The sequence below is a fragment of the Embleya sp. NPDC001921 genome (assembly GCF_053594475.1).
The window spans coordinates 182,206-205,230 of record NZ_JBSFEO010000007.1; the positions used below are offsets into that span (position 1 = coordinate 182,206).

Genomic DNA, 23,025 nt, shown 5'->3' on the forward strand with positions numbered 1-23,025 from the left:
GTGGAAGGGCCTTTTGGCCTTTCACTCGAACGCCGATACCCGGTTCATCCCTTCGATGTAGTGGTGTGACCTAGTCGACACCGATGATTTAAAAAATCCTGGCCCAAGGGGGTTGTATCGGCGGCCGAGGTTTGTAAGGCTCTACGAGGCGGCAGGGACGTGGCCGAAAGGTCATCTTCACCGCCCGAATCCACTGCCAAACCTGGGGACCGACTTCGTCGGCCCCTTGCTTGTCGGGGGGTTCGTGAAAGCGTTCACATTCACAAGCCACAGCGGGGCCGGAAGCCCCCGCTGACCCACGAGGAGTTGGACCGCATGGACTGGCGCCACGTTGCTGCCTGCCGTGACGAAGACCCGGAGCTGTTCTTCCCGATCGGCAACACCGGTCCCGCTCTGCTTCAGATCGAGGAGGCGAAGGCGGTCTGCCGCCGTTGCCCCGTGATGGAGCAGTGCCTGGGCTGGGCTCTCGAGTCCGGTCAGGACGCGGGTGTGTGGGGCGGTCTGAGCGAGGACGAGCGTCGCGCTCTCAAGCGCCGCGCCGCCCGCAACCGCGCACGCGCCTCCGCCTGATCAGTACGACAGGCTGAACACTCCGGAGACTCAATCACCGGAACACCAAAGCATTGCCCGCAGTTGCCCCGCCAGGGTCCGATCGGACCAGGGCGGGGCAACTGCTTTTCCGGGTTCGGGTGTTCGTCGGCGCGGCGTGAACCCGTCGGTGGCCGACCCAGGCGCCGGCGGGTGACCGCGGCGTCGGTGGGTCGGCGGCGCCGTCGGGGTCGCCCGCGCCGGCGCGCTCAGCGGCGCTGGCGGATCTGTAGGTCCAGCGTGACGATCGTGCCGCCGGCCGGATTGGGCACCATGTCGAAACGGCCCGCGAGTTCGCTGCCGACCAGGGTGCGCACGATCTGCAGGCCCAGGTTGCCGGAGACCTGCGGATCGAAGTCGGCCGGCAGCCCGATCCCGTCGTCGGTGACGGTGATCAGCAGGCGTTCCGCGCGGCGTTCGGCGTGCACCTCCAGGGTGCCGGACCGGTCGGTGAAGCCGGGCCCCTCGAACGCGTGCTCCAGGGCGTTCTGCAACAGCTCGGTCAGCACCATCGCCAGCGGCGTCGCGGTCTCCGCGATCAGTTCGCCGAAGTTGCCGTGCCGGGCGGTGCGTACCCGCACCGAGGACGCGGCCACCTCGGTGACCATGGACAACACCCGGTCGGCGATCTCGTCGAAGTCCACCCGCTCGTCCAGCGTCTGGGACAACGTCTCGTGCACGATCGCGATCGAGCCGACCCGGCGGACCGCCTCCTCCAGCGCGGCCCGCGCCTGCGGCGCGTCCATCCGCCGGGCCTGGAGCCGCAGCAGCGCGGCCACCGTCTGGAGGTTGTTCTTCACCCGGTGGTGGATCTCCCGGATGGTCGCGTCCTTGGTGATCAGCTCGCGCTCGCGCCGGCGCAGCTCGGTCACGTCGCGCAGGAGCATGATCGCGCCGATCCGCTGGCCGCGCGGCTTGAGCGGGATCGCGCGCAGTTGCACCACCGCCGCGGGCGTCTCCACCTCGGTCTCGCGTGGGGCCCATCCGCTGGCGACCGCGGAGATCGCCTCGTCCACCGGTCCCTCGTGCGGCGCGAGTTCGGCGGTGATCCGGCCGAGGTGGCAACCGACCAGGTCGGTGGTCAGGCCGAGTCGGTGATAGGCGGAGAGCGCGTTCGGGCTCGCGTACTGCACGATGCCGTCCGCGTCGAGGCGGATCAGCCCGTCGCCCACGCGCGGCGACGCGTCCATGTCGAGCAGCTCGCCCGCGTGCGGAAACGTCCCTGCGGCAATCATCTGCGCGAGGTCCGCGGCGCTCTGGAGGTAGGTCAATTCCAGCCGGCTGGGCGTGCGCGCGGTGAGCAGGTTGGTGTTGCGCGCGATCACGCCGATCACCCGGCCCTCCCGGGAGACCGGGATCGCCTCGACCCGCACCGGTACGTCGTCGCGCCACTCCGGATCGCCCTCGCGCACGATCCGGCCCTCGTCCAGCGCCGCGTCCAGCATCGGCCGCCGCCCGCGCGGGACGAAGTCGCCGACCAGGTCGTCCTGATGCGAGGTGGCCCCGGTGTTCGGCCGCATCTGCGCGACCGCGACGTACTGCCCGTCGCGGGTGGGCACCCACAACACCAGGTCGGCGAAGGACAGGTCGGCGAGAAGCTGCCACTCGGACACCAACAGATGCAGCCACTCCAGGTCGGCGGCGGGCAGCGCGCCGTGGCGGCGGACGAGATCGTTCATCGAGGGCACACCGGCAGCGTACTTTCCGACCGGCCTGCGATCCTGGGCGCCCCACTCCGCCGCACCTGTGAGGTCTCGATGTCCACCGAATCGCCCACGCCCCGGCAGTCCCTCGGCGGTGGCGGCCACCCGCTGGACTGGCTCGACGTTCGGGAGAAGGAGCGGATCCAGGCGGGGCTGCGGCGCCGGCTGCGACCGCGCGCGGCGACGGCGGGCGGGCTGGATCTGGCCGGAAACGACTACCTGGGGCTGTGCCGCGACGACCGGGTACTCGAGGCGACGGCCCGCGCGGTACGCACCTGGGGCGGCGGCTCGACCGGGTCGCGGCTGGTGACCGGCTCCACCACGCTGCACGCCGAGCTGGAGACCGCACTGGCCGAGCACATGGGCGCCGAGGCGGCGCTGGTGTTCTCCTCCGGCTACCTGGCCAATCTCGGCGTGATCACCGGCCTGGTCGGCAAGGGCGGCCTGGTCGTGTCCGACGCGATCAACCACGCGTCGATCGTGGACGCGTGCCGGCTCTCCCGGGCCCGGGTGGCGATCACCGGGCACCGCGACGTCGAGGCGGTGGCCCGGGTACTGGCGGAACGGGCCGAGGAACGCGCCCTGGTGGTCGTGGACGCGGTTTTCTCGGTCGACGGGGACATCGCCCCACTCGCGGAGCTCGCGGCCGTCACACGGCGATATGGCGCCGTGTTGCTCGTGGACGAGGCGCACGGCCTGGGCGTGGTCGGTCCGGGCGGCCGAGGCGCGGTGCACGCGGCGGGGCTGGCGGGGGCCGACGACGTGGTGCTGACCGCGACCCTGTCCAAGGCGCTGGGCTCACAGGGCGGCGCGGTGCTCGGGCCGGCCCGGGTGATCGAGCATCTGGTCGACGCGGCGCGGCCGTTCATCTTCGACACGGGGTTGGCGCCGGCGTGCGCGGCGGCGGCCCTGGAGGCGCTGCGGATCCTGCGCGCCCAGCCGTGCCTGGCCGACGCGGTACGGGCGAACGCGCGCGCTCTGTCGGCGGGCGCCCGGGAGGCGGGTCTGCGGGTGACCGAACCCGAGGGCGCGGTGGCGTCGGTGCTGATCGGCGACGCGCAACTCGCCTTCGACACCGCCGCGCGCTGCGCGGAGGCCGGCGTCCTGGTCGGCTGCTTCCGCCCGCCGTCGGTGCCGGACGGCATCTCCCGGCTGAGGCTCGCGGCCCGCGCGGACCTGACGGCGGCCGACATCGCTCGGGCGGTGACGGCGCTGGGGGCGGCTACTTCGGTGTGAGCGTGCCGCCTCGCCGAGCGCCGTGGTTCGGCGCCGCGCCGGGGCCTCGGGTGATCACTTGTGAGCCCCCGCGCCGGTGAGCCCCGCACTTGTGCGGCCTGTGATTCGTCGACGTATGGCCCGAAAGCAGCCGGTATACGTGACATGTCCCGCGACATTGGTCTAGACAACTAGGATTGGTCTGAACCAAAATGGGCGACGGCCTCCCGGCCCGCACCGGGAGGCCGCCGAACGTTCGGCCGCGTAGCGGTCCCGCAGGGAAGGAAGGGCACGCGTGGCCGGCATTGGGGCACCTCGCGTGCTTGTGGACGGGACGCTTGTCGGCCCGGCCGAGGTGGGTGTGGAGCAGGGCCGGATCACCGGCGTCACCGAGGGCCCCGGCGGGCCCGACGGCCTCCGCCTGCCGCACGGCGTACTCACCCCCGGCCTGATCGACCTCCAGCTCAACGGCGCGTTCGGACACGACTTCGTGGCCGCCGACGCGACCGCGTGGCGCGAGGTCGCCGCGAAGCTGCCCTCGACCGGGGTCACCGCGTTCTGCCCGACCTTCATCACCGGCGACCTGGACACGCTCACCGCGGCCCTCGTGCGGGCCGCGGAGCTGCGCGCCAAGTTCGCCCAGGAGCCGATCGCCCGCGACCTGGGCGTGCACCTGGAAGGGCCGTTCCTGTCCCCGGCCCGGGTCGGTACGCATCCACCGCAATACCTGCGCGAGCCCACCGCCGAACTGGTCGACCGCCTGCTGCTCGACGACGCGGTCCGGGACGCGCTGACCCTGATCACCCTGGCCCCCGAACTTCCCGGTGCGCTCGAGGCCATTCGTCGCATCGTCGCCACGGGGATCCGAGTCTCGGCCGGACACACGGACGCGACCGCCGCCGAGATGTCCGCCGCCGCGGACGCGGGCGCGACCATGGTCACCCACCTGTTCAACGCGCAGCGCGGCCTGGGCCACCGCGAGCCGGGTGTGGTCGGCGCGGCGCTGAGCGACCCGCGCCTGACTCCCGGCCTGATCGCCGACCTGCACCACGTGGTGGGTCCGGTCTGCTCACTGGTCCTGCGGGTCGCCGGCGAGCGCACCGCGCTGGTCACCGACGCGATGGCCGCCGCGGGCATGCCGCCGGGCCGCTACCGCCTCGGCGACGTCGACGTGACCCTGGTCGAGGGCGACGTCCCGCGCAACCCCGACGGCACCATCGCCGGCTCCGCCCTCACCCTCGACCTCGCCGTCCGCAACCTGATCGGCCTGGGCAACCCCCCGGCCCGCGTCCTCACCTCCGCCACCCGGGTGCCCGCCGACGCCCTCGGCCGCACCGACCTGGGCCGCCTCGCCCCCGGCGCCGCCGCCGACCTGGTCTGGTGGAGCGACGACTGGACGGTGCTCAAGACATGGGTCGGCGGCGTGGTGGCCTACGAAGCGGGCATCTGACCGCCGCCACCGAACCCTCCACCGGCCGAGCCGCCGGCGTGGACACGCCCTCCCGGGGCAGCCACAAGACATGAACACGATTGCCAAGGCACTGCCCTATCGCCCGATCGGCCTGCTCGCCGGCATCGGCGCGGGCATGCTCGCCGGAAAGCTCGCCGACCACTCCTGGACGGCCCTCACCGGCCGCGACGACGCGGCCGACGCGTGGGACCGCGACCGGGGCTGGACCGAAATCCTGCTCACCGCCGCGATCGAGGGCGCGATCTTCGCCGTCGCCCGCACCGCGGTCGAACGCGCGGGCGCTCTCGGGGTGAAGCGGGCCACGGGGTCATGGCCCGGTGCCTGACAGCCTGCGGACCGCGGGTCGACCGGGTCACCGGGTCACCGGGGCACTGGGTCACCGGGGCACCGGGGCACCGGGTAGCGCGTTGGACCGACCGGATCGGGAACGCCGGGCCGGAACCGACCAAACGCGCGGATGCGGCGGGGCGAAGCCGCCCAAGGGGCGAGTGGGCCTGGTCGCGAACGGCGGAGGCCGACCGAGGCGCGCGTGCGACAGGGCCACCTGAGTCCTGAACGCGGCGTGAGGGAGCGAGCGCAGCGAGGCGACGAGGGTGGGTCGCGGGCACAGCGGCACCCGCGAGGGCGGGTCGCGGGCACGACGGGCACCTCCGAGGGCGGGTCGCGGGCACGACGGGCACCCCCGAGGGCGGGTCGCAGGCACGACGGGCACCCCCGAGCGCAGGTCGCAGGCACGACGGGCACCCCCGAGCGCAGGTCGCAGGCACGACGTTGCTGCTTGTTGGGCGACTTCGTCGCCGGCTCGCGAGGCACCGCCTTTTTTCTCTCCCCCGCAAGCTCCTCCGAGAAAAAAGGCGGGCCCTCGCTCGGGGCTTCGTGTCCCTCCGCTTCGCTCCGGGCCACGAAGCCCAAACCTGCGGCTCCGCCGCTCTCCGCGCTTCGCGCGTCGATCATGGGGTCTCAACTGCGTCGTGGGCGCTGACGCGCCGGACCGGAGCCAGGCTCGGGCGGCCGGGAGGAGCCGATTCGTCGCCGCGGCCGACCCACCCCCGGGCAGCCGCCCTGGGGGCGCAGGGACGGGTCGGATCGTCTCGGCTCTCCGCGCCCGCAGCCGCCCGACTCCGTGCTCCACGCTTCTCGCGTCGATCGCGGGGTCTCGCTGGGTCGTGGGTGCCGGCGCACGCATCGCAGCCGAACTCGGCGGCCCGGGCGAGGCCCGGTCCCCCATCGCGGCCAACCCATGTGCGAACGGCCGCACCGGAGACCGCCGCAGGCGGGATCGGGCATCTCGCCATCGCTCCGGAGGCCGCGGGGCCGCGGGGCCGGAGCAGGACACGCCGCTGCCCGTGAAACCGCAACCTCCGCACCGAACGCAACGGGTGGAGCGGGCGGGCACACAACCCCAAGCAACCCGACCCGCAACCGCAGCACGCCGCGCACACAACCGGAAAACCACGGGACATGGTCACCGGGCCGGACCGGGCCCACCGGTCACCAAAGAACCGCAACCCTCGAACCCACACGCAACGGGTGGGCGGGTGGGCACCCCTCCCGAGCCGAGCACCTCGCGGGCGCGGCCAAGCAAACCCGAGCCGAGTGAACCCATCAGGGCCACGCGGCCACGAGCATGGCGGGGGGTCAGCGAGTTTCCGTGACCTTCGCGAGTGCGCGGGGTGCGTCCGGGTCGAGGCCGCGGGCCATGGTGACCTCGTAGGCCAAGAGCTGGAGGGGGATGATCTCCAGGATGGGCTGGATCTCCTCGGCGACGCCCTCGGGGAGGACGAAGCCGGCCGAGGCGCGGGCGACCTGGTCGGCGGTACCGATCACCATCAGGTCGGCGCCGCGGCCGCGGAGGCGTTCCAGGACGGGCTGGAGGGCGTCGCCGCCCTTGCCGTCGGGGACCACCGCGATCACCGGGCTGACGTTGTCGACCATGGCCAGCGGCCCGTGCAGCAGGTCGGCGCCGGAGAACGGCTGGGCCGGGATGTAGCTGGTCTCCATGATCTTGAGCGCGGCCTCGCGCGCCGTCGGGTAGCCGTAGCCGCGCGAGGTGATCACCAGGCGCTGCGCGAAGCGGTACCGCTGGGCGAGTTCGGCCACCTCGTCCCGGCGGTCCAGCACGTCCTGGGCCAGCGCGGGCAACAGGTCGGCCGGCGAGGTGTCGCCGGCGCGCAGGCCCTCCACGAAGAGGTACAGCGCGAGCAGTTCCGCCGTGTACGTCTTGGTCGCCGGCAGCGCCTTCTCCGGGCCGGCCAGCACGTCGATGTGGAACTCGGAGACGGCGGCCAGGGCCGATCCCGGGTTGTTGGTCACCGCGAGGGTGATCGCGCCGGCCTTGCGGGCCGCCTCGGTGGAGGCCACCAGGTCGGGCGAACCACCCGACTGGGAGACCGTGATCACCAGGCAGTCGGACAGGTCCGGCTCCGCGCCGTACGCGGTGGTCGTGGACATCGAGGTCAGTCCCGCCGGCTTGCCCAGCAGCACCTCGATCAGGTACTTCGCGTACAGCGCGGCGTTGTCGCTGGTACCGCGCGCCGTCAGCAGCACGAAGCGCGGGTTGCGCGCGGCGATCTCGGCCGCGATGGCCCGGATCGCCGGCGCGCCCTCGGTCAGGATCCGGCGCAGGACGGCAGGCTGCTCCGCCATCTCGGCGGACATGATGGTGCCCCGGTCGGGTCCCAGGACGTCACGGTCGTCGGTGGCGGACATGGTGCGGCCTTCCGTTGATTCCACTTGCCTGATTTTGTTCGGTGTCGGTGGTTGCTGCGGGGGGTCGGGCGTTCGGGGCCGCGTGCCGCGGGTCGAGTACCGGGTGGCCGGTTCGGCGCCACCGGCGACGGTCACGGACCCGGACACCGGACGCGCCCGGGGCCACGGCTGCGGCCCCGGCCGCCGCTCCCAGTGTCCGCCGGCGCCATGTCCACTCGGTTCACACCGTCCGGACGCCCCGTGTCCAACCGGTTCACAGTGTCCGGACGCTTCGTGTCCGACCGGCGTGCCGCGCGGGGGTCGGCACGCTCAGCCCAGCCGCCGCCCCGTCAGGATCTCCGTCGCCGCGATCCCGCAGACCGTGGCGGCGCCGTGTGTGGCGAGGTGGGCGGCACCCGGAGTGGCAGCTCCGGGGATGCCCATCTCGACCACGACGGCGTCCGGTCGGGCGGCGAGCAGGCTCGCCACGATGTCGGTCGCCCAGTCGTGGTGGTCCAGATTGCGGACCACCAGGACCAGGGGGCGGTCGGTCGCCGAGCGCAGCACGTCCTCGACCAGTCGCGGGTCGGCGGTGCGGGCTCGGGTGACCGTGGTGCCGGGCAGGGCCTCGGTCAGGACCGGGGCGATGCCCCACGGGGTCTGCTCGCCCACCGCGATGTTGGCGGTCGGCGAGAGCTCGACCACGTGTGCGGGGGTGGTGATCGGGACCACCGTGCCGGTCACCCGGATCGCGCGCCGGGCCGCGTCCAGGCCGAGTGCGTAGTCGACCGGTTCGGCCGCGCCGACCTTGGCCCACGTGGCCAGCGCGTGTACCCGGCCGGCCGCGTCGACCAGGCGTTCCTCGGCGAGCCGGCCCTCGCGGACCGCGGTCACCAGCGCGTCGCGCAGGTGCAGGACGGTGTCCTCGTCGCACAGCCCGCCGCCCACGCACACCGCGTCGACGCCGGCCGCGATCGCGCGTACCGTGCCGTCGGCGATGCCGTAGGTGTCGGCTATCGCGCCCATCTCGATCGCGTCGGTGACGATCAGGCCGGTGTAGCCCAGTTCCCCGCGCAGCAGGCCGGTCATGATCTTGTGCGACAACGTCGCCGGGAACTCGGTGTCGTAGGCCGGCAGCAGGATGTGCGCGCTCATGATCGCCTTGTTGCCCGCCGCGATGCTCGCGTGGAACGGCACCAGTTCGCGCGTGGCCAGCGTCTCGCGCGAGACGTCCACGAGCGGCATGCCGTGGTGCGAGTCCATCGCGGTGTCGCCGTGGCCGGGGAAGTGCTTGACGCACGCGGCCACGCCGGCCGCCTGCAGGCCGGTGACGTACGCGGCGGTGTGCCGCGCGACCAGTTCGGGGTCGGACCCGAAGGAGCGCACGCCGATGATCGGGTTGTCCGGGTTGGAGTTCACATCGGCCGACGGCGCCCAGTTGAGGTTGACGCCGCACGCGGCCAGCTCGCGCCCGAGCCCGCGCGCGACCGCCTCGGTGGTCGCGATGTCGTCCACCACGCCCAGCGCCAGGTTGCCCGGCCAGTGGCTGCCCGTGTTCACGTGGATGCGGGTGACGTCACCGCCCTCCTCGTCGATCGCGACGATGAGGTCGGGGTTCTCCCGGCGCAGTTCCTCGGTCAGCGCGGTGACCTGCTCGGTGGTCGCGATGTTGCGACCGAACAGACCCACCGAGCCCAGCCCGCCGGCGATGTGTCGGCGCAGCCACCCGGGCGCGGTCAGACCGTCGAAGCCGGGCTGCAGGACGGCGAGCGCGAGGCGCTCGAGACGTTCGGACATGGTCGATCAGCCCTTTACCGCGCCGGAGGTGAGACCGCCGGTGACCTTGCCCTGCAACACCAGGAAGATCGCAAGCACCGGAAGCATGAACAGGGTGGAGGCGGCCATGATGGCGCCCCAGTCGGTGGTCAGACCGTTGCTGAACGAGTTGAGCCAGGTCGGCAGCGTGCGCTGGTTCGGGTTGTTGATCAGCAGCGCGTTGGCGAACGCGAACTCGTTCCACGCGGTGATGAAGCCGAACAGCGACGTGGACAGCAGGCCCGGGGCCAGCAGCGGGAAGACGATCTTGCGGAACGCGGTGAACCGCGAACAGCCGTCCACCCGGGCGGCCTCCTCCAGCTCGACCGGGATGCCGCCGAGGAAACCGCGCAGGGTCACGATCGAGAAGGGCAGCGTCATCACGAAGTAGATCGCGGTGAGCATCGGCAGCGAGTCGAGCAGGTCGTTGTCCCGCGCGATCAGGTACATCGGGATCATCAGCGCTTCCCACGGCGCCATCTGCGCGATGAACACCATCAGGATGAAGGGCGCCCGGCCCTTCCACTGCATGCGGGCCACCGCGAACGCGGCGAAGCACGCGACGACCAGGGCCAGCAGTACGCCGACGCCGGCCACGATCAGGCTGTTGCGCCAGTAGTCCCAGAAGAACGGCTGGTCGGTCGCGGTGGCGAAGTTCTTGAACGAGATCGAACTCGGCCAGAACTTCGGGGTCGGCGACTGCACGTCCTTGGCCGGCTTGAACGCGGTGAGGACCATCCAGTAGACCGGGAAGATCGACACGGCGAAGACCAACAGGGCCGCGACGTTGAGCGGAATCCGCTTGAGGGTGCGCGCCTTCACTTGTCGGCCTCCCGCTCCTGCTTGAACATCTGACGGAAGTAGAAGACGAGCATCACCACGAGGATCAGCACGGTGATCGTCGAGATCGCCCCGGCCATGTCGAACAACTTGAGCGACATGCCCTGCTGGTACGCGTACACGGGCAGCGTGCGCACGTCGTTGATCGGTCCGTTCTCACCCGCGATCGCCCAGATCTGGGCGAAGCACTTGAAGATCCAGATCACTTCGAGCGAGGCCACCAGCGCGAAGATCGGGCGCAGGATCGGGAAGGTGATCGAGCTGAAGATCCGCACCGGGCCCGCGCCGTCGAGCCGCGCCGACTCGTACACGTCGGTGGACACGGTGGTCAGGCCGGCGTAGATGGTCAGCGTCGCGAACGGGATCGACTGCCACACGATCAGCAGGGTCACCACCACCAGCGTGGAGGTGCCGTGCGCGAACCACGTGTAGTTCTCGTAGTCGAAGCCGAGCTTGACCAGCGCCCAGTTGACCACGCCGTTGTCCGAGCGGAAGAGCCACTTGAAGATCGTGGTGGCCGCGATCACCGGGGTCGCCCACGCGGCGACCAGGCCGATCAGCACGAGGATGCGCATGAACTTGCCGAGCTTCATCAGCATCAGCGCGCACAGCGTCGAGATCACCATGATCGCCACGACGTTGACCGCGGTGAAGTAGAACGAGCGCCGGGTGACTTCCCAGAACTCGCTGTCCTTGAAGACGGCGTCGTAGTTCTCCCAGCCGACGTACTCGGCCGACCGCGAGATGAGCTGCTTGAAGCGGTAGTGCTGGAACGACAGCATGACGTTCCGGACCACCGGATAGAACAGCAGGAAGGCGATCCCGAGGATCGCGGGCGCGACAAGCAGGTAGGGGGTGACCAGCTTGGCAATCCCCGACGGCTTGCGCGGGGGCTTCGTTGCGCGTCTGGCACCGGTCGGTGCCGCTTTGCGCGGGGGCTGCGTAGGTGTCGCGACCACCGCATCTGCCTTGGAGGCTGACACAGCTGCCTTCCCGTTGTTCGGTGTCGGGGGTCTGCCGCCCGTCCGGCCCGGTGGCGGGACGTGGCGAGAGCGCGGAGCCGGCGGCGGGGAACCGCCGGCGGGCCGCGCCGAGTGGGCCGAGCCGGTCCCGCCGCGAGGATCCACCCCGCGACGGGAGCCGGCCGTTCGGCCCGGTTGGGCGGCACCCGAAGCGCTCGGCGGTTCGGGTGCGCGCGCCGGGTCAGTTCTTGGTGTTCAGCGTCTTCTCGATCGACGCGTTGGCTTCCTTGCCGGCCGCGGCCGGGTCACCACCGGTCAGCGCCTTGGTGAGGTACGCCTTGATCGGGTTGTTCTCCTCGACGGAGGCCCAGTTCGGCGAGTTGGGGGTGGCGAAGCCGTTCTTCGCGCCCTCCATCATCGCCGCGCCACCCGGGTCGGCCGTGACGGCGCCGGCGAGCGTGGTCTTGTTCGGGAGCTGCTTGGTCGCCTGCGCGAGCTTGGTCTGCCACTCGTCGCTGTTGATCAGCTTGATGAAGTCGTAGGCCAGGTCCTGGTTCTTCGACGCCTCCGGGACCATCAGGTCGGAACCGCCGGTGAGCACCGCGCCGGCCTTGCTCGCGTCCTTGCCCGGGATCGGGAAGAAGCCGAACTTGTCCTTCAGGGCCGGGTTGGCCTTGGCGATGGTCTCGGCCTCGGCCGGCACCGCGATGAACTGGGCGATCTTGCCGCCGTCCGCCGCGAGGACCTCGGGCTGCGTCTTCTCGTCGCTGTCCTTGGGGCCCTTGCCGAGGGCCTGGAGCTCCTTGTAGAAGTTCGCGGCGGCCACGGCCGGGGCGGCGTCCAGGTTGCCCTTCCAGGCGCTGCCGGACTTGGTGGCGATGTCCGCGCCCTCGTCCTTGAGCAGGCCCGCGTAGAAGTACCAGTTCTGACCGGGCAGGTAGATGCCCTGCTGGTCGCCGGTGTTGAGCTTCTTGGTGTTCTCGATCCACTCGGCGCGCGTCTTCGGCGGCTGGACGCCGGCCTTGGCGAAGAGCTCCTTGTTGTAGATCACGACACGGTTGGCGGCGTAGAACGGGATGCCGTACGTCTTGCCCTCGACCTTGCCCGGGTCGGACAGGCCGGTCAGCCAGTCCTTGCCGGCCAGCTCGGTGACCTTGGAGCTGAGGTCCTTGAGGCCGCCCGAGGCGCCGTACTGGGCGATCTGGGTGTTGCCGGCCTCGATCACGTCGGGCGCGTCGTTGCTGGCCAGCGCACCGGTGACCTTCTGGCCGATGCCGTTCCACTGCTGGATCTGCACGTCCAGCTTGGCGCCGGGGTGGTCCGCCTCGAACTTGGCCTTGATTGCGGCGATGTAGTCGTCGGGCGCGGAGCCCTTCATCAGCCAGACGCGGACGGTCTTGCCGTTGCCCGCTGCCGGCGCGTTGGACGCCGCCGCCGGCTTGTTGTCCTTTTTGTCATCGCTGCTGTCGGATCCACAGGCGGCAACACCGGTCAGCGCCGCCGCGACACCGGCCGCGACGAGAAGACGACGCTTCACTACATCCTCCTCAGGATGTCGGGCACCGCAGTTCGGTATGGAGTTGCCGATGTCCCCCGTCGGATCCGTGAGGTGCGCGGACCGACCGAGTCCCCCACTGGGGAGGGGACTCGAATGGGAAAACACTGACGCACCAGGGACGAGGGTTGCGCGGTGACCATCAATGGTTTAGACCATTTCGGAGGTTGGCATAGACCAATTGGGGTGTCAAGGTTCCGTAGACGGCGAACCCGCGCTGTTATCGGACCGACATCCGCGCTCCTGGTCCTGGGGGGATCGGTGGTCGTGCCACGATGGGGACCGAACGTGTCAGGAGGGCACCGGTGACGGCGGAACACGCGACCACGACCGCGGCGGACAGTGCGATGGCAGGAGGCGACGCCGGCCTCGAGTCGAGCGCGCGCGTGCCCAAGTACTACCGCCTCAAGCGCCATCTTCAGGAGCTGACCAACACCCAGCCACCGGGCACGCCCGTGCCGCCGGAGCGCACCCTCGCGGCGCAGTTCGACATCTCGCGCACCACCGTGCGCCAGGCGCTCCAGGAACTGGTCATCGAGGGCCGGCTCGAGCGCGCCCAGGGTCGGGGCACCTTCGTCGCCAAGCCCAAGGTCGCGCAGAGCCTCCAGCTCACCTCGTACACCGAGGACATGCAGGCCCAGGGCCTGGAGCCGACCTCGCGTCTGATCGAGATCGGCTACATCACCTGCGACGACCACCTCGCGGAACGGCTCGCGATCCGACCCGGCAACCGGGTGCTGCGGATAGAGCGCCTGCGGCTGGCCAACTCCGAGCCGATGGCGATCGAGACCACACATCTGTCCACCAAACGATTCCCGGGCCTGCGCAAGCACCTGGCCAAGCACAACTCGCTCTACCGGGCCCTGTCGGCCGGCTTCGACGTACACCTGGCCGAGGCCGAGGAAACGATCGAGACCGCGATGGCCACCCCGCGCGAGGCGGGCCTGCTGGGCACCGACGTGGGCCTGCCGCTGTTGCTGCTGTCCCGACACAGCTTCGACACCGAGGGTGAACCGGTCGAGTGGGTCCGGTCCGTGTACCGGGGGGACCGGTACAAGTTCGTCGCCCGCCTGCGCCGCCCCCAGGAGTGAACCCGGCGGCGAACGGCCCCGCCGCGTGCCATCGGCCGGGCGATCCGGGTCCCGCCCGGGCCGCCCGGCCGATCGCCGGAGCAATGCCGTTCGCTCCCACAGCCCGTGCAGCGGGCCGCCGATGCGGCGAGTGGCGCGGCTCCGCCGAGCCGCACACCCACCACCTCCATCATGCGCCCGTCCCCGGATCGCCCACCGGGCCACAGGTCCACGAACCGCGGGTCCAAGGTCCCTCTAGGCTGAACCGCCATGAGCGTTCTCGTGGTGACCGGTACCGACACCGGGGTGGGCAAGACGATCGTCACGGCGGCCGTCGCCGCGATCGCGGCCGTGCGCGGTGGCACGGTGGCGGTGGTCAAGGCCTCGCAGACGGGCGTGGCGCCGGACGAGCCGGGCGACCTCGCGGACGTGCGGCGCCTGGCCGGGGTGACCGACCTGCACGAGTACTCCCGCTACCCGGACCCGCTCTCCCCCGCCGCCGCGTCCCGGATCTCCGGCCTGCCGCCGGTGGACCTGTACGGCGTCGCCGACCGGGTGCGCACGCTCGCCAAGGAGACCGACCTGGTCGTCATCGAGGGCGCGGGCGGCCTGCTCGTGCGCTTCGACGACGAGGGCACCACGATCGCCGACCTCGCGCACGAGCTGAAGGCGGGCGCGCTCGTGGTGACCCGGCCCGACCTGGGCACGCTCAACCACACCGCGCTCACCCTGGAGTCGATGGCGCACCGGGGCGTGGACCTGGTCGGCGTGGTGATCGGCTCCTGGCCCGCCGAGCCGGACCTGGCGATGCGCTGCAACGTCCGGGACCTGGAGACCCTGGCCGCCCGACCGCTGGCCGGTGTCCTGCCCGCCGGCGCGGGCTCGCTGCACCCCGCCGACTTCCTGCTCACCGCCCGCGCGAGCTTGTCCCCCGCCCTGGGCGGTACCTTCGATCCGGCCGCGTTCCGCGCCATACAGGATCCGACCGCGAGGTGAGCGACATGACGGAAACCCTCGACAGTGACCGTACGCAGACCGTGAACGACGACATCCTGGCGGTGGCCCGGCACCAGGTCCTCGACGAGGGACGCGGCCTGGACGCCGATCAGGTGCTGGCCGTGCTGAATCTTCCGGACGACCGCCTGGAGGAGCTGCTCCAGCTCGCGCACGAGGTCCGGGTCCGGCACTGCGGCCCCGAGGTCGAGGTCGAGGGCATCGTGTCGGTCAAGACCGGCGGCTGCCCCGAGGACTGCCACTTCTGCTCGCAGTCGGGCCTGTTCCCCTCCCCCGTACGGGCCGCGTGGCTGGACATCCCCTCGCTGGTGCAGGCCGCCAAGGAGACCGCCGCGACCGGCGCCACCGAGTTCTGCATCGTGGCCGCCGTACGCGGCCCCGACGAGCGGCTGATGAAGCAGATGCGCGAGGGCGTCGCGGCCATCCGCGAGGCCGTCGACATCAACATCGCCGCGTCGCTGGGCATGCTCACCCAGGAGCAGGTCGACGAACTCGCGGAGATGGGCATCCACCGCTACAACCACAACCTGGAGACGGCCAAGTCGTACTTCACCAACGTGGTCACCACCCACACGTGGGAGGAGCGCTGGGACACCCTGCGGATGGTGCGCGCGGCGGGCATGGAGGTGTGCTGCGGCGGCATCGTCGGCATGGGCGAGTCCGCCGAGCAGCGCGCCGAGTTCGCCGGTCAGCTCGCCGAGCTGGAGCCGGACGAGGTGCCGCTGAACTTCCTCAACCCGCGCCCGGGCACCCCGTTCGCCGACCAGGAGGTACTGGAGCCGCGCGAGGCGCTCAAGATCATCGGCGCCTTCCGGCTCGCCCTCCCCCGGACCATCCTGCGCTACGCGGGCGGCCGGGAGATCGCGCTCGGCGACCTGGGCACACGCGAGGGCCTGCTCGGCGGGATCAACGCGGTGATCGTCGGCAACTACCTCACCACCCTGGGCCGCGCCGCGGACGCCGACCTGCGACTGCTCGAGGAACTGAGCATGCCGGTCAAGGCGCTCAACCAGACCCTGTAGAGCCCCGGCCCGAGCCGCCGACGGCCCCACCGACCCGGGGCCGTCGGCGACCGCCCCCTACTGCCCGGTAGCGCACGCGGATAGGTTTCCCTCCGGCACGACGGTGGCGGCGTCTACGGCGACGGAGGCCGGGCATGCGCGCACGACGAGGGGACCGGGAACGCGAGACCGGCGACAAGCGGGTCGAGGGGCACGGTGGCGCGCTGGCCGTCGCCGCCGCCCGGGCGCACGGGATCGACACGATGTTCACGCTGTCGGGAGGCCACGTCTTCCCGTTCTACGACGCCGCGGTCGGCGCCGAGCCGCCGCTGCGGGTGGTGGACGTACGGCACGAGCAGACCGCCGTGTTCGCCGCCGAGGCGACCGCCAAGCTCACCCGCCGACCGGGGCTGGCGGTACTGACCGCGGGGCCCGGCGTCACCAACGGGATCAGCGCGGTGGCCACCGCCTGGTTCAACGGCTCGCCGATGCTGGTGCTGGGCGGCCGGGCGCCCGCGTTCCGCTGGGGCTCGGGGGCGCTCCAGGAACTGGACCACCCGCCGCTGCTCGCGCCGATCACCAAACGCGCGACCACCGTGCACGACACCGACCGGATCGCCGCCGAGGTGAACGCCGCGCTGACCCTGGCGAACAGCCCGCACCGGGGTCCGGTCTTCCTGGACGTGCCGATGGACGTGCTCTACGACCGGGCCGAGGTACCGCTGCCGCCCGTCGAGCCGCCCGCGCCGGTGCCTCCCGACCCGGACGTGGTCGCCGAGATCGCCGACCTGCTCGCCCGCGCGCTGCGACCGGTCCTGGTGCTCGGCCAGGACGTGTGGATCGGCCGCGCCGAGCAGGCCGCGCGCCGCGCCGCCGAGACGATCGGCCTGCCGGTGGTGGCCAACGGCATGGGCCGCGGCGTACTGCCCACCGGCCACCCGCTGCTCGCCGGGCGGGCCCGGGCGGCCGCGCTCGGCGGCGCCGACCTGGTCCTGGTGGCGGGCGCGCCGCTGGACTTCCGCCTCGGCTACGGCAGCTTCGGCGGCCGGGCCGGCGGGCCGCCCGCCCGCGTCGTGCACCTCACCGACTCCGCCCCGGGGACCGGCCCGCACGCGCACTGCGCGGTGACCGCCACCGCCGACCTGAGCGCCCTGTTCGACGCGCTCGCCGACGCGTGGGCACGGGTCGGCCGGGTCGGCATGTACCGGATCTGGTCCACCCACGTGCGCGCCGTCGCGCACACCGCCGCGCAGTCCGACGCACCGCTCCTGGGCAGCGCCGGGCGGCCGATCCACCCGGCCCGCGTGCACGGCGAACTGCTCCGCGTCCTCGACGAGGACGCGGTGGTGATCGGCGACGGCGGCGACTTCGTGTCCTACGCGGGCAAGTACATCGAGCCCGCGCGCCCGGGCGGCTGGCTCGACGCGGGCCCATACGGCTGCCTGGGCACCGGCCTGGGCTACGCGCTGGGCGCCCGGCTGGCCCGGCCCTCGGCCCAGGTCGTGCTGCTGCTGGGGGACGGCGCGGCGGGCTTCTCGCTGATGGACGTGGACACCCTGGTCCGGCACCGCCTCCCGGTGGTGCTGATCGTGGGCAACAACGGCTGCTGGGCGCTGGAGAAGCATCCGATGCGGATGTTGTACGGCCACGACGTGGCCGCCGACCTGGCCCCGGCGACCCGCTACGACGACGTGGTGCGGGCGTTGGGCGGCGCGGGCGAGACGATCACCCGGCCCGAGCGGATCGCCCCCGCGCTGCGCCGCGCGTTCGCCTCCGGCGTGCCGTACCTGCTGAACGTGCTCACCGATCCGGAGGCGATCTACCCGCGCGCGACCATCGGGGTGTGATCCGCAGCGTAAGCTGGACGGCTATGAATCCTCCTGTCTCCGCCGCCGCGGCCCGACCCCACGATCGGCACCCCGCTCCCGCCGGCGTCCACATTCGCCAGGCTCGTCCGGAGGAGTACGAGGCGGTGGGGGAAGTGACCGTCGCGGGCTACGCGGGTCTGCTCGCCGCCGACCGGGACTACGTCGAGGACCTGCGCAAGGCCGCGCACCGCGCGGAGAACTCCGAGCTGCTCGTGGCCGTGGACGAGGCCGGCGGGCGGATCCTGGGCACCGTCGCGTTCGTGTTGCCCGGCAGCGTGTACGCGGAGGTCTCCCGGGAGGGCGAGGGCGAGTTCCGGATGCTCGCGGTCGACCCGGCCGCGCGCGGGCGCGGCATCGGCGAGGCGCTGGTCGAGGCCTGCCTGGAGCGGGCCCGCAAGCACCACTTCACCGCCGTGGCGATCTCCACCGTGTGGGACATGCGCGCCGCGCACCGCCTCTACGCGCGGATGGGGTTCCACCGCGCGCCCGAGCGCGACTGGTGGCCGGTGCCCGAGGTGGAACTGATCTGCTACCTCAAGGACCTGCGCGAGACCCCGCAGGCCTGACCGGCCCGTGTGCCGCGGCCGCCGGGAGGGCCGGTCGGGCGATGGGGGCGCAGGCCGTAATCTACGGCCGTGACCACCATTGCAGCCTTCTGCGACCACTGCGGCGAACGGCTTGCCGGCGCCGCGCACGACGACTGTGTGCGGCGCCGCGAACTCGAACCGCCGCGCTACTGCGGGCAGTGCCGGCGACGGATGACCGTACAGGTGACCCCGCGCGGCTGGACCGCCAAGTGCGTCGAGCACGGAGTGCTCACGTCGGTCTGACCGGCGCGACGGGACCGGTGCGATCGGCTCGGCCCGGCGTGCCCGGTCCGCCGCGCTCGACCCGGGCGGAAGCGGTCGGCCCGACCCGGCCGGGGCGCCCCCCGCAGGACACCTCGGCGGGGGCGGCTACTCGATCACCGCGATCGGGTCGCCCTCCTGGATCACGTCGCCCTCGGCGACGGTGATGCGGGCGATGGTGCCCGGGAACTCGTTGAGGACCGGGATCTCCATCTTCATCGACTCCAGAATGACCAGGGTGCTGCCGGCCTCGACCGTGTCCCCCTCGTGGGCGACGACCTTGGCCACGTTGGCCACCATCTCCGCCAGGACCTGCTCGGCCATCGTCGTTCCTCCTTCGGGCCCGGGTCGGGCCGTTGTGAAGCGCGTGTCGGGCGGGGCGCGATCGCGCCCCGCCCGAAATCCAACCACGGGAACCCGCCTGCGGCGGCGTCATCGACGACAAGGCCGGCCCGCACCGGCGCCGACCCCTCCCGCTCAGTCGGTCCGCTCCAGCACCTGCGCCAGCGCCTCGACCACCCGCGGGTCGTACGCCCCGGCCGCGTCGGCGCGCAGCCGCGCGAACACCTCGCGCCGCGCCCGCGGGTCGTCGGTCGGCGCGACCAGGTCGTCGTAGGCGTTGACCACCTTGATGATCCGGCTGGCCAGCGGTGGCGGCGGCCCGGCCGCGTCGTCGTGATAGGGGTCGGCCTGCGCGGCCACGATGGTGGCGACCCGGTCCAGCACGCCGCTCTCCCGGATCACGTCCGCGCCCAGTCGGGCGATCCGGCGCTGTTCGGCCTCGGGCAGATCCAGCGTGGTGCCGCCGGGCACCGGGTCGACGAGCGCGAGTTGCCCGATGTCGTGCATCCTGGCCGCGTAGGCCAGCTCGCGCAGCTCCACCTCGCCGAGCCCGAGGTCCACCCCGACCGCGTGCGCGAGTTCGCCCACCCGGGCCGCGTGCCCCGGCGACCCGCACCCGGCCGCCTCGGGCAGCCGGGACAGCGCGTCGACGGTCTGCCGATGCACCATCCGGGTCGCGGTGTAGCGCCGGAAGGACAGCAGCACCAGCAGCGACGGAACGCAGAACACCGGCACCGCCCACAGCCCCAACGCGCTGGTGGACAGCGCGATCAGCATCCCGGTCGCGCCCACGGCGGTGCCGATCCCGGTCAGCCCGCAGGCCCTGTTCCCGGCGCCCTCGCCGTCCGGCCCGATCCGCTCGGTGGGACTCAACCCCGCGCACAGCGCCCGCAGTTCGGCGAGCAGCGCCGGACAGAACGGACCGCCCACCCGCACTATCGCGGCCGCCACCGCGTCGCACAGCGACGTGAGCAGCACCACCAGGACCAGGAACGTGCCGTAGGCCCAGCCGCGCGCCATCACCGGATCGAGCCCGCCGGTCGCGTACAGCGGCCGAAACAGCGTCGCCGCGAAGCCCGCCGCGAGCAGCCGGCGCGCGACGTACGCCGGAGCCGGCGCCCGACCGCGCGCGACGTGCGGCAACGTCCCGGCGAGCAGCGCGACCCCGACCACCGCGACCACCTGGAGCACACCGTGCCGCGACACGGTGCCGTGCACGTCCGGGAGCAGCGCGTACGCGAGCGCGCCGGCCGCGCCCAGCGGAGCGGTCTCCCGACCGTCCGGCAGCCGCACCCGGGCCATCTCTCCGACGGCGATCACCGCGCCGAACACCAGGGCGTAGGACGGCTGCACGACGCCCCGGGCCGCGGTGGCGGCCACCGCCGCGACGGCGGCGAGCGCACCGAGCACGAGCACCGCGGTACCGGTGTGCGCGCGCAGTCGCGCGGCCGTACCGCCCTGTTCGGGCCGGACCTCGGTCGCCGTCACGAGCCGCCACCGGCGCTTCCGCGGGCCACCGAGTGGGTGTCGGCGGGCGATTCCGCGCGCGGCCCGGGCACCCGGTCGCGCACCCCGCCCGCCGGCTCCGGCGCCTGGGCCGGCTCGCCGCCCTCGGCGACCTCGCCCTCCGGCCAGCCGTGCCGGTCCAGCGCCTGGGCGAGCGCCTCGACCATCCTGGGGTCGAACTGGCTGCCGCTGCACCGCCGCAGCTCGGCCAGCGCCGCGTCCGCGCCGCGCGCGGGCCGATACGAGCGGGTCGAGGTCATCGAGTCGAACGCGTCCGCGACCGCGATCACCCGGGCGAACTCGGGGATCTCGGCGCCAGCCAGGCCCGCCGGATAACCGCGCCCGTCCATGCGTTCGTGGTGGTGCAGGATGCCGCCGTGCGCCTCGCCGAGGAAGGTCAGGTCGGCCACCATCTCGGCGCCGCTGACCGGGTGTCGCTGCATCTCGCGCAGTTCGTCCGCGTCCAGCCGCCCCGGCTTGGTCAACACCCGGGTGGGCACGCTCAGCTTGCCGACGTCGTGCAGGATACCCGCGTAGCGCAGCCGGACCACGCGGTCCTCCCGCATGCCCAGCCGTCGGGCGATCAACACCGAGGCCCGGGCCACCCGTTCGCTGTGGCCCCGGGTGTAGCCGTCCTTGATCTCCACCGCGCGCACCAGGGTGCGCACCGTCGCCTCGTGCGCCGCCCGTTCGCGCGCCTGCTGGGCGTAGGCCCAAAAGGCCACGTACAGCGGGAGCAGTACGAGCACGGCCGCGAACACGCCCAGCCGCTGCTGCCACAACACGGCCATCATCAGCGCGATCGGCACCGAACCCAGCCGCCAACCGGCCGAGCGCACGAACACCTCGCGCAACACCGGCAGTCGCGCGGCGCCCTGGGTCGCGGTGCACAACCCGGCGTCCAGCAGCCCGCTCACCACGTACAGCGCCACTCCCGCCGCGGCCGTGGGCACCAGCTCGGCGGGTAACTCGGACGCGGTCGGATACCGCGACCCGCCCAGGAGTTCGTACACCCGGGAGGCGACCGCGACGGACAACACCAGATGCGCGGCGTTGACCACGGGGGTGACCGGGTCCGCGGCACGGGCCCGCGCGATCAGTACGCCGGGCACCACGATCGCCGCGGCCGCACCGCCGGGCAACAGCGGCACGGCCGCGCACACCAACGGAAAAAGCGCCCCGTCGGGGGCGCCGCTCAGGCCGGTGAGTCGGGCTCGGGCCACCGCCCCGAAGGCGATGAACAACACCGCCAACGCGCCCAGTCGATCGATGTCCACGCCCGACCACGGCAGCAGGATCAGCGCGGGCACGGACCCGCCCACCACGATCCCGACGTGGATCCGGGCGCTCGGCGGCAGCGTGCGCATGCGACTCCTCGGCTGGTCGCTCGGACCACCGAGAATAGGGCGCGCCACCAACGGCCGAAGGGCGCATGCCCGGTTTATCCCGGCCATGCGCCCTGTTTTAGCTCGTTCGGGTCAGCGACCCGCGCGGGTCGACCACTCGATCGGGTCGAGGACCCGACGGCGCCGGCGCGTGGATCGGGTCAGGACCGACCCGGTCGATCCATCTCGACCACGGTCTCCTCGACGGAGACCCGTTGCGCGTCCACCTCGACACGCACCAGCTTGATCCGCTCCAGCACCTTGTTGCGCAGCTCCGAGGGGACCTCGTCGCGCCCGCAGCAGCGGTGCACCAACTCCTTCACCTGCTGCTCGAGCCCGTACTTGTCCAGGCACGGCGAGCACTCGTCGAGGTGGGTGCGGATGCTGGTGCAGTCCGCGTCCGCCAACTCGTTGTCGATGTACTCGTACAGGTGCCCGAGGATCTCGGAGCAGTCCACCTCGTGGTGGTCACCGCAGCTCATGAGTCCGAGCCTTTCCGGTCGGTGCCTGCGGGGACGAGGCCGCGCTCACGTGCGTAGTCGGCCAGCAGATCGCGAAGCTGGCGCCGTCCGCGGTGCAGGCGCGACATCACGGTCCCGATGGGAGTACCCATGATGTCCGCGATCTCCTTGTACGCGAAGCCCTCGACATCGGCGAGGTACACCGCGATCCGGAACTCCTCCGGGATGGCCTGCAGGGCCGTCTTCACGTCGGAGTCCGGCAGGTGGTCGAGCGCCTGCGCCTCGGCCGAGCGCAGTCCGGTGGACATGTGCGACTCGGCGCGGTGCAGCTGCCAGTCCTCGATCTCCTCCGCATGCGATTCCAGCGGCTGCCGCTGCTTCTTGCGGTAGGAGTTGATGAAGGTGTTGGTCAGGATGCGGTACAGCCAGGCCTTGAGGTTGGTGCCCTCTTTGAACTGGTGGAACGACGCGTACGCCTTGGCGAACGTCTCCTGGACCAGGTCCTCGGCATCCGCCGGGTTGCGGGTCATCCGCAGCGCCGCCGAATACAACTGATCGAGGAACGGCAGGGCGTCCCGCTCGAACCGCGCGTCTTGTTGCTCCAAGGTCTCCGGTACGAGACCCACCTCCTTCAAGCCAGGAGTCGACGATATCGCCCGAGGCTGATCAGTGCCCGCACCCCACTCGGGCCAG

General features: G+C 72.1%; 21 protein-coding genes. 10 read left to right on the forward strand and 11 right to left on the reverse strand.

From position 1 onward, the window contains the following. The first annotated feature begins 315 nt into the window (after positions 1-315). Positions 316-570: a WhiB family transcriptional regulator gene (locus ACWCPW_RS10890; RefSeq protein WP_020557388.1), complete on the forward strand. Its 255-nt coding sequence runs from the start codon at positions 316-318 to the stop codon at positions 568-570. Positions 571-797: 227 nt separating this feature from the next. On the opposite strand, the gene ACWCPW_RS10895 is transcribed toward ACWCPW_RS10890, so the two are convergent. Beyond that, entirely contained in the window at positions 798-2,267 is a 1,470-nt protein-coding gene (locus ACWCPW_RS10895) for a sensor histidine kinase (protein WP_449761343.1), read from the reverse strand. 78 nt (positions 2,268-2,345) lie between these two features. Between ACWCPW_RS10895 and ACWCPW_RS10900 the strand changes: the two genes are divergently transcribed. The 3 genes from ACWCPW_RS10900 (at position 2,346) to ACWCPW_RS10910 (ending at position 5,302) form a co-directional block, all read left to right on the forward strand. After that, positions 2,346-3,527 (forward strand): 8-amino-7-oxononanoate synthase, encoded by a 1,182-nt coding sequence (locus ACWCPW_RS10900; protein WP_449761236.1) that lies wholly within the window; start codon positions 2,346-2,348, stop codon positions 3,525-3,527. A 274-nt stretch (positions 3,528-3,801) separates the two neighbouring features. Beyond that, positions 3,802-4,956 carry an N-acetylglucosamine-6-phosphate deacetylase gene (gene nagA / locus ACWCPW_RS10905; RefSeq protein WP_449761237.1) on the forward strand — a complete coding sequence of 385 codons (1,155 nt, stop codon included), beginning with the start codon at positions 3,802-3,804 and terminating at the stop codon, positions 4,954-4,956. Between the two features lie 70 nt (positions 4,957-5,026). Then, the gene (locus ACWCPW_RS10910) at positions 5,027-5,302 is read left to right on the forward strand and encodes a DUF4235 domain-containing protein (protein WP_449761238.1); all 276 of its coding nucleotides are present in this window, start codon (positions 5,027-5,029) and stop codon (positions 5,300-5,302) included. A 1,313-nt stretch (positions 5,303-6,615) separates the two neighbouring features. Here the strand turns inward: ACWCPW_RS10910 and ACWCPW_RS10915 are convergent. From ACWCPW_RS10915 to ACWCPW_RS10935, 5 genes are all read right to left on the reverse strand, one after another. Further along, positions 6,616-7,686 carry an SIS domain-containing protein gene (locus ACWCPW_RS10915; RefSeq protein ID WP_449761344.1) on the reverse strand — a complete coding sequence of 357 codons (1,071 nt, stop codon included), beginning with the start codon at positions 7,684-7,686 and terminating at the stop codon, positions 6,616-6,618. Between the two features lie 309 nt (positions 7,687-7,995). Next, positions 7,996-9,462 carry a glycoside hydrolase family 3 protein gene (locus ACWCPW_RS10920; protein ID WP_449761239.1) on the reverse strand — a complete coding sequence of 489 codons (1,467 nt, stop codon included), beginning with the start codon at positions 9,460-9,462 and terminating at the stop codon, positions 7,996-7,998. Between the two features lie 6 nt (positions 9,463-9,468). After that, on the reverse strand, positions 9,469-10,302 hold the full coding sequence (locus ACWCPW_RS10925; RefSeq protein WP_449761240.1) for a carbohydrate ABC transporter permease: 834 nt from the start codon (positions 10,300-10,302) through the stop codon (positions 9,469-9,471). Then, entirely contained in the window at positions 10,299-11,279 is a 981-nt protein-coding gene (locus ACWCPW_RS10930) for a carbohydrate ABC transporter permease (protein WP_402230513.1), read from the reverse strand. The genes ACWCPW_RS10925 and ACWCPW_RS10930 overlap by 4 nt, the downstream gene beginning before the upstream one ends. A gap of 244 nt (positions 11,280-11,523) precedes the next feature. Beyond that, positions 11,524-12,819, reverse strand: coding sequence for an extracellular solute-binding protein (locus tag ACWCPW_RS10935; protein WP_449761241.1), 1,296 nt, complete (start codon positions 12,817-12,819; stop codon positions 11,524-11,526). A gap of 365 nt (positions 12,820-13,184) precedes the next feature. Here ACWCPW_RS10935 and ACWCPW_RS10940 point away from each other — a divergent pair, with 365 nt between their 5' ends. The 6 genes from ACWCPW_RS10940 (at position 13,185) to bsaP (ending at position 18,620) form a co-directional block, all read left to right on the forward strand. After that, entirely contained in the window at positions 13,185-13,928 is a 744-nt protein-coding gene (locus ACWCPW_RS10940; RefSeq protein WP_395866518.1) for a GntR family transcriptional regulator, read from the forward strand. A 249-nt stretch (positions 13,929-14,177) separates the two neighbouring features. Continuing rightward, positions 14,178-14,903 (forward strand): dethiobiotin synthase, encoded by a 726-nt coding sequence (bioD, locus tag ACWCPW_RS10945; protein ID WP_449761242.1) that lies wholly within the window; start codon positions 14,178-14,180, stop codon positions 14,901-14,903. Positions 14,904-14,908: 5 nt separating this feature from the next. Then, positions 14,909-15,943, forward strand: a complete 1,035-nt coding sequence (gene bioB, locus ACWCPW_RS10950) for a biotin synthase BioB (protein WP_449761243.1) — start codon at positions 14,909-14,911, stop codon at positions 15,941-15,943. Between the two features lie 134 nt (positions 15,944-16,077). Continuing rightward, the gene (locus ACWCPW_RS10955; RefSeq protein WP_449761244.1) at positions 16,078-17,769 is read left to right on the forward strand and encodes an acetolactate synthase; all 1,692 of its coding nucleotides are present in this window, start codon (positions 16,078-16,080) and stop codon (positions 17,767-17,769) included. Between the two features lie 125 nt (positions 17,770-17,894). Then, on the forward strand, positions 17,895-18,356 hold the full coding sequence (locus ACWCPW_RS10960; RefSeq protein ID WP_449761245.1) for a GNAT family N-acetyltransferase: 462 nt from the start codon (positions 17,895-17,897) through the stop codon (positions 18,354-18,356). A gap of 69 nt (positions 18,357-18,425) precedes the next feature. Further along, positions 18,426-18,620, forward strand: a complete 195-nt coding sequence (gene bsaP / locus ACWCPW_RS10965) for a biotin synthase auxiliary protein BsaP (protein ID WP_449761246.1) — start codon at positions 18,426-18,428, stop codon at positions 18,618-18,620. A 126-nt stretch (positions 18,621-18,746) separates the two neighbouring features. Here bsaP and ACWCPW_RS10970 read toward each other — a convergent pair whose 3' ends face one another. From ACWCPW_RS10970 to ACWCPW_RS10990, 5 genes are all read right to left on the reverse strand, one after another. Continuing rightward, positions 18,747-18,962, reverse strand: a complete 216-nt coding sequence (locus ACWCPW_RS10970) for a biotin/lipoyl-binding carrier protein (protein WP_355535427.1) — start codon at positions 18,960-18,962, stop codon at positions 18,747-18,749. Between the two features lie 153 nt (positions 18,963-19,115). Beyond that, complete coding sequence (locus tag ACWCPW_RS10975) at positions 19,116-20,468, reverse strand: HD-GYP domain-containing protein (protein ID WP_449761247.1); 1,353 nt, start codon at positions 20,466-20,468, stop codon at positions 19,116-19,118. Next, a complete protein-coding gene (locus tag ACWCPW_RS10980; RefSeq protein WP_449761248.1) occupies positions 20,465-21,853 on the reverse strand; it encodes an HD domain-containing phosphohydrolase in 1,389 nt (462 codons plus the stop codon). The genes ACWCPW_RS10975 and ACWCPW_RS10980 overlap by 4 nt, the downstream gene beginning before the upstream one ends. 179 nt (positions 21,854-22,032) lie before the next feature. After that, positions 22,033-22,353 carry a mycothiol system anti-sigma-R factor gene (rsrA, locus tag ACWCPW_RS10985; RefSeq protein WP_449761249.1) on the reverse strand — a complete coding sequence of 107 codons (321 nt, stop codon included), beginning with the start codon at positions 22,351-22,353 and terminating at the stop codon, positions 22,033-22,035. Beyond that, positions 22,350-22,985 carry a sigma-70 family RNA polymerase sigma factor gene (locus tag ACWCPW_RS10990; protein WP_063744985.1) on the reverse strand — a complete coding sequence of 212 codons (636 nt, stop codon included), beginning with the start codon at positions 22,983-22,985 and terminating at the stop codon, positions 22,350-22,352. The genes rsrA and ACWCPW_RS10990 overlap by 4 nt, the downstream gene beginning before the upstream one ends. Positions 22,986-23,025: the final 40 nt, after the last annotated feature.

Coding starts and splice junctions, on each gene's coding strand:
- ACWCPW_RS10890 (WP_020557388.1), top strand. CDS start 316: ATGGACTGGCGCCACGTTGCTGCCTGCCGTGACGAAGACCCGGAGCTG.
- ACWCPW_RS10895 (WP_449761343.1), bottom strand. CDS start 2,267: ATGAACGATCTCGTCCGCCGCCACGGCGCGCTGCCCGCCGCCGACCTG.
- ACWCPW_RS10900 (WP_449761236.1), top strand. CDS start 2,346: ATGTCCACCGAATCGCCCACGCCCCGGCAGTCCCTCGGCGGTGGCGGC.
- ACWCPW_RS10910 (WP_449761238.1), top strand. CDS start 5,027: ATGAACACGATTGCCAAGGCACTGCCCTATCGCCCGATCGGCCTGCTC.
- ACWCPW_RS10915 (WP_449761344.1), bottom strand. CDS start 7,686: ATGTCCGCCACCGACGACCGTGACGTCCTGGGACCCGACCGGGGCACC.
- ACWCPW_RS10920 (WP_449761239.1), bottom strand. CDS start 9,462: ATGTCCGAACGTCTCGAGCGCCTCGCGCTCGCCGTCCTGCAGCCCGGC.
- ACWCPW_RS10940 (WP_395866518.1), top strand. CDS start 13,185: ATGGCAGGAGGCGACGCCGGCCTCGAGTCGAGCGCGCGCGTGCCCAAG.
- bioD (WP_449761242.1), top strand. CDS start 14,178: ATGAGCGTTCTCGTGGTGACCGGTACCGACACCGGGGTGGGCAAGACG.
- bioB (WP_449761243.1), top strand. CDS start 14,909: ATGACGGAAACCCTCGACAGTGACCGTACGCAGACCGTGAACGACGAC.
- ACWCPW_RS10955 (WP_449761244.1), top strand. CDS start 16,078: ATGCGCGCACGACGAGGGGACCGGGAACGCGAGACCGGCGACAAGCGG.
- ACWCPW_RS10970 (WP_355535427.1), bottom strand. CDS start 18,962: ATGGCCGAGCAGGTCCTGGCGGAGATGGTGGCCAACGTGGCCAAGGTC.
- ACWCPW_RS10980 (WP_449761248.1), bottom strand. CDS start 21,853: ATGCGCACGCTGCCGCCGAGCGCCCGGATCCACGTCGGGATCGTGGTG.
- rsrA (WP_449761249.1), bottom strand. CDS start 22,353: ATGAGCTGCGGTGACCACCACGAGGTGGACTGCTCCGAGATCCTCGGG.